The 14,720-nt window shown below is 35.8% G+C and carries 12 protein-coding genes; 9 read left to right on the forward strand and 3 right to left on the reverse strand.

Translation table 11 applies throughout. The features are described from left to right. Positions 1–60 precede the first annotated feature (60 nt). The 3 genes from yidC to ABVM53_RS10090 all read left to right on the forward strand — a co-directional run bounded on the left by yidC (position 61) and on the right by ABVM53_RS10090 (position 4,308). Positions 61–1,926 carry a membrane protein insertase YidC gene (yidC, locus tag ABVM53_RS10080; RefSeq protein WP_405325724.1) on the forward strand — a complete coding sequence of 622 codons (1,866 nt, stop codon included), beginning with the start codon at positions 61–63 and terminating at the stop codon, positions 1,924–1,926. A 227-nt stretch (positions 1,927–2,153) separates the two neighbouring features. Continuing rightward, the gene (gene mnmA / locus ABVM53_RS10085; RefSeq protein ID WP_405325726.1) at positions 2,154–3,359 is read left to right on the forward strand and encodes a tRNA 2-thiouridine(34) synthase MnmA; all 1,206 of its coding nucleotides are present in this window, start codon (positions 2,154–2,156) and stop codon (positions 3,357–3,359) included. 4 nt (positions 3,360–3,363) lie between these two features. Continuing rightward, complete coding sequence (locus ABVM53_RS10090; RefSeq protein WP_128756653.1) at positions 3,364–4,308, forward strand: nitronate monooxygenase family protein; 945 nt, start codon at positions 3,364–3,366, stop codon at positions 4,306–4,308. 65 nt (positions 4,309–4,373) lie between these two features. On the opposite strand, the gene ABVM53_RS10095 is transcribed toward ABVM53_RS10090, so the two are convergent. The 3 genes from ABVM53_RS10095 to ABVM53_RS10105 all read right to left on the reverse strand — a co-directional run bounded on the left by ABVM53_RS10095 (position 4,374) and on the right by ABVM53_RS10105 (position 7,875). Continuing rightward, a complete protein-coding gene (locus ABVM53_RS10095; RefSeq protein WP_405325728.1) occupies positions 4,374–4,961 on the reverse strand; it encodes a hypothetical protein in 588 nt (195 codons plus the stop codon). A gap of 381 nt (positions 4,962–5,342) precedes the next feature. Continuing rightward, positions 5,343–6,026: a type 1 glutamine amidotransferase domain-containing protein gene (locus ABVM53_RS10100; RefSeq protein ID WP_405325730.1), complete on the reverse strand. Its 684-nt coding sequence runs from the start codon at positions 6,024–6,026 to the stop codon at positions 5,343–5,345. A 178-nt stretch (positions 6,027–6,204) separates the two neighbouring features. After that, positions 6,205–7,875: an alpha-amylase family glycosyl hydrolase gene (locus ABVM53_RS10105; protein ID WP_405325732.1), complete on the reverse strand. Its 1,671-nt coding sequence runs from the start codon at positions 7,873–7,875 to the stop codon at positions 6,205–6,207. 157 nt (positions 7,876–8,032) lie between these two features. Here ABVM53_RS10105 and menA point away from each other — a divergent pair, with 157 nt between their 5' ends. The 6 genes from menA (at position 8,033) to ABVM53_RS10135 (ending at position 14,704) form a co-directional block, all read left to right on the forward strand. Next, on the forward strand, positions 8,033–8,935 hold the full coding sequence (gene menA / locus ABVM53_RS10110) for a 1,4-dihydroxy-2-naphthoate octaprenyltransferase (protein ID WP_405325734.1): 903 nt from the start codon (positions 8,033–8,035) through the stop codon (positions 8,933–8,935). Positions 8,936–9,018: 83 nt separating this feature from the next. Next, complete coding sequence (locus tag ABVM53_RS10115) at positions 9,019–9,699, forward strand: metal-dependent hydrolase (protein ID WP_405325736.1); 681 nt, start codon at positions 9,019–9,021, stop codon at positions 9,697–9,699. 10 nt (positions 9,700–9,709) lie between these two features. After that, entirely contained in the window at positions 9,710–10,744 is a 1,035-nt protein-coding gene (locus tag ABVM53_RS10120; RefSeq protein WP_405325738.1) for an o-succinylbenzoate synthase, read from the forward strand. Between the two features lie 3 nt (positions 10,745–10,747). Next, positions 10,748–11,731, forward strand: coding sequence for a CPBP family intramembrane glutamic endopeptidase (locus ABVM53_RS10125; RefSeq protein WP_405325740.1), 984 nt, complete (start codon positions 10,748–10,750; stop codon positions 11,729–11,731). Between the two features lie 11 nt (positions 11,732–11,742). Continuing rightward, complete coding sequence (locus ABVM53_RS10130) at positions 11,743–12,819, forward strand: AMP-binding protein (RefSeq protein ID WP_371454888.1); 1,077 nt, start codon at positions 11,743–11,745, stop codon at positions 12,817–12,819. Between the two features lie 70 nt (positions 12,820–12,889). Beyond that, the gene (locus tag ABVM53_RS10135; protein ID WP_405325743.1) at positions 12,890–14,704 is read left to right on the forward strand and encodes a von Willebrand factor type A domain-containing protein; all 1,815 of its coding nucleotides are present in this window, start codon (positions 12,890–12,892) and stop codon (positions 14,702–14,704) included. Positions 14,705–14,720 lie beyond the last annotated feature (16 nt).

Genomic DNA, 14,720 nt, shown 5'->3' on the forward strand with positions numbered 1-14,720 from the left:
TAGCGATAGGTATGTACGCAAGTTGATTAAAAATTAGAATAGGCATATTGCCGCACAATTATGGAAGAAAAGAAATTTGACAAACAGTCAATGATAGGGTTCCTTTTAATAGGAGCAATTTTATTATTTATGCTTTGGCAAAACCAGCCATCGCCAGAAGAGCTGGCTGCAGAAAAAGCTAAACAAGAGCAAATAGATGCAGAAAAGAGAGCAGTAACTCCTACAGCTACAAAAGATACCGAACTTGCTGACGCAACTCTACCGCAAGATTCCGTGGCAATGGAACAATACAAAGCAACATTAGGTAGTTTTGCCTATTCTGCTTCGTTACCATCTGCTACAGATAATATTACCGAACTTGAAAATGATGTTTTAGCTCTAAAAATTAGCAATAAAGGAGGTTTTATTGTTGAAGCTCGTTTAAAGCAATTTAAAAGTTATGACTCTTTACCGGTTTATCTAATAAAGGACGGAAACACCAGATTCAATTTAAACTTCGCAACAACAGATAACCGTACGCTTAATAGTGAGAATATGTATTTTGAGCCTTCTTTAACTGAAGAAGGAGAAAATCAAGTTCTTTCTATGAAGTTAAAGGTTGCTGCTAACGAATATTTAGAATACCGTTATACATTGAAGCCAGATGACTATATGATGGGCTTTGGTATAAAAACGGTAGGTCTTCAAAATGTGATTAATACCTCTCAGCCTATTAACTTAGATTGGGAACTTAAAGGTTACCGTCATGCTAAAAGTATAAGTTATGAAAACAGATACACGCGTTTAACTTATGAGTATGAAAGTGGAGATCACGATAAATTAGACCAATCAGGCGAAGATGATGCTATTGAAAATGATGTAGACTGGTTGAATTTTAGACAGCATTTCTTCAGTTCTATTTTACTTACAGATCAGCCTTTTGAGCAGGTAACTTTTAAATCTCAAAATCTCGTTGAAGATGAGGAAGTAGATACAATTTTTACTAAAAAATACGCTGCAGAAATGTTACTTACTCCGGTTAATGGAGAGCTTAATTATGCAATGGATTTCTATTATGGTCCTACAGATTATCAAGTTCTTAATAACTATGATCGTGATATTGATGAGGCTATGCCTTTAGGATGGGGAATTTTTGGATTTATCAATAAGTATTTAATTATACCATTCTTTAACTTTCTGATTGCTTACTTCCCTGCAGGAATTGCAATTATATTATTAACGATTGCTATCAAATTATTACTTTCTCCAGTTCAGTACAAGCAGTATCTATCTCAGGCAAAAATGAAGGTTCTAAGACCTGAAATTAATGAGATTAACGAGAAATATGCTGATAATGCGATGAAAAAGCAGCAAGAAACTATGAAAATTTATAGTAAAGCTGGTGCGAGTCCGTTAAGCGGATGTATCCCAGGATTGCTACAAATACCGGTTTTCTATGCTTTATTTACATTTTTCCCATCTGCATTTGCCTTAAGACACGAAAGCTTTTTATGGGCAGACGATTTATCAAGCTATGATAAAATAGCAGACTTACCGTTTTCAATTCCGTTTTATGGTGATCACGTAAGTTTGTTCCCAATTTTAGCTTCTATTGCGATCTTTATCTATATGACAATGACTACCGGTCAAAGTATGCAACAGGCACAACAACCGGGGATGCCTAATATGAAATTTTTAATGTACTTGTCACCGTTGATGATGTTGTTTTTCTTCAACAACTATGCAAGTGGATTGAGTTTATATTATTTTATATCAAACTTAATTACAATAGGTATTATGCTTGTTATTAAGAATTTCATTTTAGATGAAAATAAAATTCACGCTAAGATTGCTACTGCTAAAGCAAAACCTAAAAAGCAAAATCGTTTCACTAAGAAGTTTTCTGAAATGATGGAGCAAGCCGAAGCGCAACAAAAGAAGAAATAATAAAGCAGCAATGCTAAATGTAAAGCCCTTCAAGTTAACTTGAAGGGCTTTTTTATTTAGGGTGTAATTGGCAAATATTGATATAACTAAAGGGATGCTTCTATAATAGTTATGTTTGTTGAAATTAGGATTCTATACGATGACATGGATGTAGTTGTATACTATGAGACAATGTTTCGTAATTTTGCAAAACGTTTTGCGACTTAAAAAAATACAAATAGAAGTTTATGAAAACCGTAGTTGTAGGTCTTAGTGGAGGAGTAGATAGTAGTGTTTCTGCATATTTGCTAAAGGAAGCAGGATATAATGTAATAGGTCTGTTTATGAAGAACTGGCACGATGATTCTGTGACCATTTCAGATGATTGTCCTTGGCTTGATGACAGTAATGATGCTATGCTAGTAGCCGAAAAGCTGGGTATACCTTTTCAAACTGTCGATTTAAGTGTTGAGTATAAAGATCGCATCGTTGACTACATGTTTAGGGAATACGAGATGGGAAGAACGCCTAATCCTGATGTATTGTGTAACCGAGAAATAAAGTTTGATGTCTTTATGAAAATTGCACTAGAGCTAGGAGCAGATTTTGTAGCAACGGGGCATTATTGTCAGAAAGGAGAAATTGAAGTGGATGGAAAACCGGTATTTCAATTAAAGGCAGGGGCAGATGATAATAAAGATCAATCTTATTTTTTATGTCAGTTATCTCAAGAGCAATTAGCAAAAACGTTATTTCCTATTGGAAGTCTGCAAAAGAGTGAAGTACGCAAAATAGCCAAAGAGCAAAACCTTGTTACAGCCGATAAAAAAGATTCTCAAGGTCTTTGTTTTATAGGAAAAGTTCGTCTTCCAGATTTTCTTCAGCAGCAGTTAAAGCCGAAGGAGGGAGTTATTGTAGAAATTTCTGCAGCAAAAGCTCAAGAAAAATTAGATTCAATACAAGAAGAACAAATAGATAGTGTTGCAATATCTGCCGCGGCGGTTTCAGTACTTGCTGAAAAACCTAAGTATACCATCACCGATGGTAAAGTTGTAGGCAAACATCAAGGAGCTCATTACTTTACAAAAGGCCAACGTAAAGGTCTTGCGGTAGGCGGTACTGCAGAACCTTTATTTGTCATCGATACTGATGTTGAAGAAAATATAATTTATACAGGGCAAGGTAAAGATCACCCGGGTTTATTACGTTCTGCACTATTTGTTCAGGAGAGTGAAATTCATTACATACGAGAGGATTTACGTCTTGAAAATGGAGAAATTAGAGAGGTCGAAGCGCGTATTAGATACCGTCAGCCACTCCAAAAGGCGTGGCTTCACAAAGAGAATAGCGGTTTGTATGTTTCGTTTGATGAACCTCAGGCAGCAATAAGTGAAGGACAATTTGTAGCTTGGTATGATGGTGCCGAATGTCTAGGCTCAGGAGTTATATCATAAAACTATAGCATTGAATAAAATCACATCACTTTTCAAAATACAATACCCACTAATTCAGGCGGGAATGATCTGGGCCAGTGGGTGGAAACTAGCTAGTGCGGTAAGTAATGCTGGTGGATTGGGGATTTTAGGAGCAGGATCTATGTATCCTGATGTTCTTAAAGAGCATATTATTAAATGTAAAAAAGCTACCACAAAACCCTTTGGTGTTAATGTACCCTTATTATACCCAGATATTGATAAGCTAATTGAAATTATAATTGCTGAAGATGTTAAGATAGTATTTACCAGTGCGGGAAATCCAAAAACCTGGACTTCCTACCTTAAGGAAAAAGGAATTACTGTTGTACACGTAGTAAGTAGTGTGAAATTTGCACTCAAAGCCGAGGAAGCGGGTGTTGATGCCGTGGTAGCTGAAGGTTTTGAAGCAGGCGGACATAATGGACGTGAAGAGACCACAACATTTACTCTTATACCTATGGTTAAGCAGCATCTTCGTATTCCGCTTATTGCAGCAGGAGGTATCGCTACCGGTACAGGTATGCTTGCAGCAATGGTGCTGGGTGCAGACGGTGTTCAAATAGGCAGTAGATTTGTAGCTTCTGATGAGGCTAGCAGTCACCTCAATTTTAAAAATAGTGTGCTGAAAGCTCAAGAAGGTGATACAGAGCTTACACTAAAAGAATTAGCGCCGGTACGTCTTCTTAAAAATAAATTTTATGATGAGGTTAAAGAGCTTTATAAAAAATCACCAACTAAAGAACAGCTAGTTGATTTATTAGGAAGAGCTCGTGCAAAAAGAGGCATGTTTGAAGGAGATCTGGATGAAGGCGAACTCGAGATAGGCCAAATAGCAGGACTCATTAATACGATCAAACCGGCTGCAGATATAGTGAGAGAAATAATGTCTGACTTTAACCAAGCAAAAATTAACGCAGCTAAACTTTAATAAGTACTTATAAAAAAACCGCTTTCTTTTTGAAAGCGGTTTTTATTTACTTTAATCTAGTTAAGTTACGCAACAACCTTTTCCCATTCCATAGTTTCTAGAATATCGTGAATCATTGTTTTATACGCTATACTATCATCTCCTTTCACAGCTAGAGCTACATCAACGTATGTATCCTCTGCTTCCTCATTATTAGTAATTTTCACTAAGTAGTGTTCTACTTGTAATCCTAAACTATTAGGAGCTGAGTATTTGAACATCTCATAATTACCTATTAATTCAGGTGTTGTGCTTTTTATATGTTTTTGAGAATCCTCATTATTTACAATACTTACAGTCATATTAAATCCGTCTGTAAGACCTCCATAGAAAGAATTGTTTTCTCCAGAATATTTCACCATTAATTGATTCCCAACTACATCGACAGATGCTTTTTCAGGATGAATCATAGTTAGTTTCCATTCTTTATTTAACGTCCCACTTTTATAGAGTTCGTATCCTTCAGGAACTACTAGAGCAGGTGGTTCTGGTTTCTCAATTTTTACTTCAGTTTGTGTGTTTTCTGCCACATCAGTGTTTTTTACATCTGTGTTACAGGCAGCAATTGATAACCCTAAAACTGCACTTGTTGTATATAAAAATAATCGTTTCATTTCTTTAGATTTTAAATGTTATAGCTAAACTAGTCACATTTAAACTCGTGTATTGCCTATGATTTACTAAAAAAATATAGCAATATGTTAAGCAGTGTTAAGAGTAAATTCAAAATTTTTAGATAATTTAATAGTGTAGATATCTTTATATTAGCTAGTTATGATTAAAATTTATTTATGGTTTTCAAGATGTTAAACTTTAGCGTATTTATATAGAATCTTCCTCATATTAAATAAAGAGTTGAATTGGGGCGATTTAAAGTTTTGGCGAAGGGAACAAAAAAAACGGATTGAAAATTAATTCAACCCGTTTCTTGATTTTCAAATTGCTATAAGTTCTAGGGAAAACGATTCAGCAATTTGAAGACTTATTTTTATAAGTTATGCTGAAATTCTTTCTAATAGAAGCTCTGCAACTTTTTCTGATGAAGCAGGATTTTGACCCGTGATTAAAAGACCATCTTCCTGAGTAAATACGCTCCAGTCATCACCCTTAGCATAAAGACCTCCGTTATTCTTCAACATATCTTCTACAAGAAAAGGAACCACATCTGTAAGTTGAACAGCTTCTTCTTCGGTGTTAGTAAATCCGGTTACCTTTTTACCTTTTACAAGAAAGCTGCCATCTTTTGCCTTTGTATGTTTAAATACAGCAGGCGCATGACAAACGGCGCTTACGGGTTTATTATTAGCATAAAAAGATTCAATTAATGCAATTGAGTCTTTATCTTCTGCTAAATCCCATAATGGACCGTGACCTCCCGGATAGAATATGGCATCAAAATCATCCTGACTTACTTTTGATAAGACGATGGTATTAGCCAATTTCTCTTGTAAAGCTGTATCGTCATTAAAACGTTTTGTTGCTTCAGTCTGTGCATCATCTGCAGCACTTTTAGGATCTATAGGTGGTTGACCTCCTTTAGGAGAAGCAATAGTGATATCTATATTCTTATCATGAAGTAAGTAGTATGGAGCTGCAAATTCTTCAACCCAGAAACCAGTTTTTTCTCCTGTGTTGCCTAATTCAGAATGACTCGTAAGAACAAATAATACCTTTTTCATAATTGTTATATTTTAAAGTGTAGCTAAACACTACTTGTTAAATTTATTTTGGCAAAGCTATGGGCATAAATCTATTTAAAAATTGATCTATGATAAGTAGCTGTGTTAAATAAAAGTTGATGGAAAGAATAGCCTCACTTTAAATTTTATATATCTCCCACTAACAACAACATTCTAATTATTTTTTCTCAAGTAAAACAATCGTATAAGGTGTGTTAATTGAAATTTTTCCGTCTTCAACTGTTGCTTCCGTATTAGAATATGCATCTCTTAATAGCACTCCGTCACCAAAAGTTTGTGGGATGCTTATCGTCTTTTCGCCTTCAGCTAAATCCAATCCTACAATTACATAATCTTCAACATTGTTCTTATTATACGTTCTTGAAAACAAGTAAGGTTTAGCTTGAAGCATATTATGTCTTCCTGCTCCAATAGCTGGGTGATCTCTACGGAATCTCCCTAATTTTTGCCAGTGTTCTAATATGTCTTTAGTAGCAGCGTTATTTAAATCCTCCCATGGCATCATACTGCGTAATGTTGCATCACCTTCTGCATTTTCAATGTTAAGATTACGAGCAATCTCGTCTCCATAATAGACTTGAGATAAACCTGGAGTTAGTAACAATTTGGTTCCTGTTTCAAGAGCCTTACTACGATCTTTATCAAATGGCTGACCGTCATCGTGAGATGTCGCGTAGTTTAAAATACTTTTATCTTTAAGTTGGTTGTTAAGTATAGAGTCGTACGTGGCAAACATAACTTCATAGTCACCAGTCGCATCATACTTAAATTGAAAGTTTATTAAGTTGTCAAAACCGTGGGCAAAGTAATCTACCTTCTTAGAACCAAAATCATAAGTTCTACCACTTCCTATATTATAATTGTAAACCTCTCCAAGCATAAAAAAGGCATTGTCATCCAGAACTAATTCTGGGTTGTTTTGCTTCCACGTCTCAAATGCGGAATCTGCCTGGGTTCTTAAAACAGACCACGACTCTTCATCTACGTGCTTAACAGTGTCTACTCTAAAGGCATCTATTCCCAGGTCACGTATGTAATCTGTAAGCCATTTAATGATGTAGTTGCGAGGAGTTTTTGTCAAACCGCTGTATGCAAAAAATGTATTTAGCTCTTCAATCTCAGTTTCATAACGCCCTTCTTTTTTCCATTTGTCAATTAAGAATTGAGGTAATTCTACAACCGCATCACTTTCCGTTTTAATATCTGGCAGATTTCTAACTAATGTACATATAGTTGTAGCGTCATAGCTGTCGTATGTACATTGTGGCTCTTGTCTAGCCCATTCTTCTCCCCAGAAATTATCTATGCTGGTAACCGGTCCCGTGTGATTAAGTACCACGTCCATAACGATGCGTATTCCGTTCTTATGAGCTGTTGTAACTAATTTCTGAAGTTCTTCGTAGGTTCCAAAATTTGGGTCAAGTGATGTCCAGTCGCGTGTCCAGTAACCGTGATAACCATAAGTAGCACCCGTTCCTTCATTAACCAAACCGTGTACCTGCTCAACAACAGGAGTAAACCATATTGCATTTATACCCAGTTCTGTAAAATAACCGTCTTCAATTTTTTGAGTAATACCGGTAATATCACCACCTTCAAAGCCTCTAAGAATTGCAGTGTCTTCGGTACGCTCAAAATTGATATCATTACTGGTGTCACCATTATTAAAGCGATCTGTAAGTAAAAAATAGATATTGGCAGCCTCCCATATAAAAGGAGTCTGTGTCGCGGCGCTTTCTGTTGTAGCTACCGTTTTAGAATTGTCATTCTTAGATTTGCAACCTACTAAGCAACAGCTTAAAAAGATAAAGAGTACTATTTGTTTCATGTCTAGTTGAATTTTAAAAAATGAAAAGTAAGTATTTTGAGGTAAACTATAAGATTTTAGAAATTGATTTTAAAGCTTAGCTCATTGAAGTGCTTCCCTAGTGTGATTTTAATATACGGGTAGATAAGACTACTTTTACCTATAAAGTATAAGTTTTATGACACGAGTAAAAGTGTGGATTTCTGCAGCCAGATTGCGTACACTTCCATTGTCTGTTTCAGGAATTATTGTAGGCAGTTCGTTAGCTTACAATGCCGGAGCATTCAGATGGAGTATATGTATACTCGCATTACTGGCAACGCTGGGATTTCAAATTCTTTCTAATTTTGCAAATGATTACGGTGACGGTATTAAAGGTACCGACAATGAGGAGCGCATAGGACCTGCACGTGCAATGCAAAGCGGACTTTTAACTGCTAATCAATTAAAAACAGGTATTGTTTTTACAGCAATTTTGACAAGCCTCTTGAGTCTTGCATTAATATATACTGCCTTTGGCTCTGATAAATTCATCCAATCATTATTGTTTTTTATTTTAGGCTTGTCTGCAATCCTTGCAGCGGTAAAATACACCGTAGGTCGCGGTGCTTATGGATATCGAGGTTTAGGAGATTTTTTTGTTTTTATATTTTTTGGACTTGTCGCAGTTGTAGGTACTTATTATATGTACACACTTAATTTGCGAAAGGTTGTTTTTCTTCCGGCATTAACCATTGGATTTTTAAGTATGGCAGTGCTCAACCTCAACAATATGCGTGACCGCTTATCTGATTCCAGATCTAAGAAAAATACACTTGCTGTTATTTTAGGAGAGAAAAAGGCAAAAATTTACCATTACAGCTTAATTGGTGGAGCTTTTATTGCAAGCCTGATTTTTTTTCAGCTTACAAACACTTTTAAATATTCTGCAGCCGCACTGGTTGTTTTTATTCCCTTAGCAAAGCATATTAAAGTTGTGAGAGCAAATCACAGTCCGGCGCTTCTGGATCCTCAATTAAAAAAAGTAGCACTAGCAACATTTTTCTTTTCACTATTGTTTGCTTTAGGATTTCTTTTTTAACGAAACCTTATCAGCTTAGCGGTAGAAGTAAAATAGTGGTTTTCGTAAATTTCGAATATTGAAAAATAGCAAACGAAACTATTATGGAAATTACTTATTACGGCCAGAATTGCTTTGGTTTTAAAACTGAAAATAATTTTATACTTACAGATCCATTTATTACAGGAAATGATTTGGCTAAAGATAAAATTGATATAAAAGAGCTTAATCCAGACTTCATATTTTTAACTCACGCGCATCAAGATCATACTTTAGATGCTGAAGCGATTGCCAAGCAAGCCGGTGCAACCATAGTAAGTAATTATGAGATAGCAAATCACTATTCTGAAAAAGATATTGAAACGCATCCTATGAATCACGGAGGGAGCTGGGAGTTTTCATTCGGTAAAGTGAAATATGTAAATGCTATTCACACCAGCTCTTTCCCAGATGGAAGTTATGGAGGTCAACCCGGAGGTTTTGTTTTTAGTATAGGCGACAAAACTATTTATATGGCAGGTGACACAGCACTTACGATGGATATGAAACTTATACCCTTAGAGTTTGATCTGGATCTTGCAATACTACCTATAGGTGACAATTTTACGATGGGAATTGCCGATGCTGTACGCGCTAGTGACTTTATAGAATGTAATAATGTTATAGGATGTCACTATGATACATTTGGCTATATAGAGATCGATCACGATGGTGCCAGAAAAGCATTTGAGGCAGTTGAAAAAAAACTTACTCTTTTAGAAATAGGAGAATCATTTGAACTATAAACACGAGTAGTTGAAAGCAACTTATAAAAAGTACGTACTCGACTTTAAAAAACCCAGTGGGACCTCACGCGGTATTCTCAATCAAAAGGAAACCTGGTTTATAAAGATTGAGGAAGCCCAAAATATGGGTATTGGTGAATGCGGAATTCTCAGAGGACTTAGTGTAGATGACCGACCCGATTATGAAGAAAATTTAAAATGGGCGTGTGATAATATTCACTTGGGCGAGCAAACACTATACGATCGACTAGTTGATTTCCCGAGTATACAATTTGGAATTGAAATGGCTTTTAGATCATTTCATGCAGAGAATCCATTTATACTTGATCCTTCAGACTTTACAAATGGAACTTCAGGAATACCAATTAATGGACTTATCTGGATGGGTGAGCCGGAATTTATGCAAGCTCAAATTGCCGATAAACTGGATTCTGGTTTTGACTGTATCAAAATGAAAATAGGAGCAATTGATTTTGATGCTGAAATTAAACTTTTAGAAGGAATACGTGAGAAATTTTCCGCAGAGCAAGTTACTTTGAGAGTTGATGCTAATGGAGCATTCAAACCTGAAGAAGCGCTTCATAAATTAAAACGACTAGCGGCATTAGATTTACACTCTATAGAGCAACCTATAAAACAACGTCAGGAAAATAATATGGCGCAACTATGTGCTGATACTCCGTTGCCTATAGCTTTAGATGAAGAACTAATAGGGGTTTATGGTTATGAGCGACAAAAGCAACTTTTACAACAAATTAAACCGCAATACATAATTTTAAAACCCAGTCTAATTGGCGGTTATAGAGGTTGTGATGCTTGGATACAGCTTGCAGAAGAACAAGGTATAGGCTGGTGGATTACTTCGGCATTGGAAAGTAATATAGGCTTAAATGCCATCGCGCAGTATACGTATTCTAAAAATACGATAACTCCGCAAGGCCTTGGTACTGGCGGGTTATACTCAAATAATGTATCTTCCCCATTAGAAATAAAGCAAGGAATGTTGTGGTACAATCCGCTTCAAAACTGGAGCTTTCAATTTTAGTTTATGTTTATAGAATTAGCTTATAAGTCGTTACACAATTTTTGGAGATATCTTTTAGGTTCTTTGCTTGTTATTCTAGCATCAACAATAGGTCAAATACCCTTAACTGTGGCAGTCCTTTTCAAAATGGGATTGTCCAAGATGGACAATCCTGAAGAGATGCAAAGCTCTATGGAGAACTTAGATCAAAATACGATTATGGGGGTTTTAGATAAAAATCTCACGTTATTTTTAATCTTGATTTCCTTTGTCTTTGCTCTGGGAGGTTTACTATTTGTTTTAAAATTTATACATCAACAGCGTTTTAAGGATATAATTACAACCCGAAAACAATTTGATTGGAGCAGGGTTTGGTTTTCCTTTGGTATGATCGCAATTTATACAGTTATAACCGTACTCTTATCTTACTTTTTTGCTCCAGAAGATATGCAGGTTTCTTTTAATCTCGTTCCTTTTTTAATTTTGGCAGTAATTGCTGTGCTACTTATACCTATTCAAACAAGTGTTGAAGAGTTTGTTTTTAGAGGTTACTTAATGCAAGGTTTTGGAGTATTGGCTAAAAATCGCTGGTTCCCACTTTTACTTACTTCATTTATTTTTGGGGGGTTACATTACTTCAATCCGGAGATTAGCGCTATGGGAGATATTGTAATGGTATTTTATTTTGGCACCGGTCTTATTCTTGGAATTATGACGTTAATGGATGAAGGGATGGAGCTCGCACTTGGATATCACGCCGCAAATAATCTTATTACAGCATTACTTGTGACTGCAGACTGGACAGCCTTTCAAACAGATTCTATCTTTAGAGACATATCAGATCCTAGAGCAGACATACTAGATGTGTTGCCCGTATTTATTATTTATCCTATATTTTTAGGAATTCTAGCTTATAAATACAAGTGGACAGGATGGAAAGAAAAACTTTTTGGAGCAGTTAATGAGCCGGAAAGTCCTAAATTAGAAGACCATTTTGTGGCAGATTAAAAACTTAGGCGATGTCTAAATATGAAGTGCATCCAGATTTTAAATTAAACGGCAAGTCGCTGCAAGCAGCAGACTTAAAAATCTTAGCGACAGAACTTATTGAAAGTGGCGAACTCTATGAACAAGAGCTCGCCTCTTTTATTTTAGACTGGCTTAACGATAAGGATTTTGTTTTTGTAAATACATCTGGTTCTACAGGAGCACCTAAAAGTATTAAACTGCTTAAAAAGCACATGATAAATAGTGCTAAAGCAACAGGAAAACAGTTTAAATTAGATGCGGGAACTACTGCGCTACACTGTTTACCCACACGATTTATTGCAGGTAAGATGATGTTTGTACGTGCTGTAATTTTGGGATGGAAACTCGATGTTGTTCCACCTTCTTCAAATCCATTAGATCAGGTTTACAAACGCTATGATTTTTCTGCAATGACTCCCTTTCAGCTAGATAATAGTATAGCAAGGTTGCATCTTCTAGGTAAGTTAATTATAGGCGGTGGCGCTTTTTCTGAGAATCTAAAAGAACTCGTAAAAGATAGTACTGCAAAAATATATGAAACCTACGGGATGACAGAAACCATTACTCATATTGCAATACGCCGAGTGAATGGGAAGAAAGCGAGAGATCAGGAACCTCCATTTAAAACATTAAATAAGGTTACCGTAAGTCAAGATGATAGAGGATGTCTTATTGTAAAAGCTCCCAAAGTCACGACAGATCCTATAATTACTAATGACCTGGTGAATCTCCTTTCGTATAAAAAATTCCACTGGCTGGGACGTATAGATAATGTGGTAAACAGCGGAGGTATAAAGTTATTTCCGGAGAGTATAGAAAAAAAGTTGGCACATCAAATAGATGTGAATTTTCTGGTTGCTGGTATTGCAGATGACCAGTTAGGAGAGCGTCTTATATTGATTATGGAGTGCGATAGTTTTGATGCTTCTAAGCTCAACTTCGAGGTTTTAGAGAAATATGAAGTTCCTAAAGAATTATTTTGTGTTCCTAAATTTGCACGTACTCCTAATGGAAAAATTAAGCGGAGCGATATTATAACCGGCTTAAAATCAGATCAAAAAATCTAAATTAGCATCGTTTAAGATCTTTGGCAGGAAAGTTGATATTTTCAATAGCGAACTTTAAAGCAAACATCAGATGCAAAAAATTACTTTATTCCTATTACTACTCTTCTTAATTGGAGCAAGTTCCACTTCCTGGGCGCAAGATAAATTAACTATCTCCGGTATCGTAACCGGCGAAGGCAAACCACTTTCTGGAGTACAGGTAGCAAGCAAATTAACTAAACAAAAAACCAGCACAGATGCAAAGGGTAACTTTACCATTGCAACGCATTTAGGTGATACGTTAGCTTTTAGTTATCTAGGATTTGAAACAGAATTTATAGCAATTAAAGAAGCAACTTATTTAAAAGTTGATTTACGCTCCAGCCAGTCTTTAAATGAGATTGTAGTAGTCAATGAAGTTTCTGATATAGCAATTAGAGGCTATGCGTCCAATTCTTATTCTAAAACAAATCTAATTGCAGATTATTCATCGTCCGTTAGAAATACAGAGAGTTATGCACGTATAGATGAAAATCAATTTGAACACGTAGGCACAAATCCCTTGTCTACCTTTTCTGTAGATGTCGATCGTGCCGCATATAGTAACATTCGTAGGATGATTAATGCAGGACAAAAAATCCCTGTAGATGCTGTACGTATAGAAGAAATGATTAACTATTTTAATTATTCTTATAAACAACCCGATGGTGACAAGCCTTTTTCAATACAAACAGAACAGGCACAAACTCCTTGGAATGCAGATACGCAATTAGTAAAGATAGGAATCCAAGGAAAAGAAATTCCGGTAGGAAACTTACCTCCTTCTAATCTTGTTTTCTTACTAGATGTATCCGGTTCTATGAATAGCCCTAATAAACTACCCTTACTTAAATCTGCATTTAAAATACTTGTGAATCAGTTGCGCGAGCAAGATAAAGTGTCGATTGTAGTCTATGCAGGATCAGCGGGAACGGTATTAAAACCTACTAATGGATCAAACAAAACTGAAATTTTAAATGCTTTAGATAACCTTAAAGCAGGTGGAAGTACTGCGGGAGAAGAAGGTTTAAAATTAGCGTATACTTTAGCTGAAAATCATTTTGTCGATGGCGGGAATAACAGAATTATTTTAGCAACAGATGGAGATTTTAATGTAGGCTTATCTAGTGATCGCGAGATGGAAAATCTTATTACTGAAAAGCGAAATTCTGGAATATATTTCACGGCCTTAGGTTTTGGGATGGGGAATTATAAAGATTCAAAGCTAGAATTATTAGCCAATAAAGGAAATGGCAATTACGCCTATATCGATACAATGCAAGAAGCTCAAAAAGTTTTAGGGACTGAATTTGGTGGAACGTTGCATACTATTGCAAAAGATGTGAAAATACAAGTTGAATTTAATCCCGCAGTCGTGAGTGGTTATCGGCTTATAGGATATGAAAACAGGCTCTTAAATGATGCAGATTTCAATGATGATACAAAAGATGCCGGCGAGATAGGAAGTGGTCATAGTGTAACTGCCGTTTATGAGGTACTGCTTTCAGGCAAAGAATCTAAATTTCTAAAGCCAGTTGACGATCTTAAATACACAAGTACTAAAGCTGTAAAACCGAATTCTAAAGATGAATTATTTACGGTTAAACTGCGTTATAAAGAGCCTGATGGAGAAATAAGTAAATTAATTGAGAAAGCTGTTTCTTTTGAAGATAAAAAAATTAAAAGCACTTCAGACGATTTTAATTTTGTTGCTAGCCTAGCCCTTTTTGGAATGCAGCTAAGAGATTCTCCGTTTAAAAATGATGCATCCTTAGCGTTAACACTTGATCTGGCTGAAAAGGGTAGAGGGGATGATAAGGAAGGATTTAGAGCAGAATTTATAAGGTTAGTTAAGGCGTCTAATTAATAATATTTTTATTCCT

This window comes from Leeuwenhoekiella sp. LLG6367-2.1, assembly GCF_045055775.1.
Classification (GTDB): domain Bacteria; phylum Bacteroidota; class Bacteroidia; order Flavobacteriales; family Flavobacteriaceae; genus Leeuwenhoekiella; species Leeuwenhoekiella aequorea.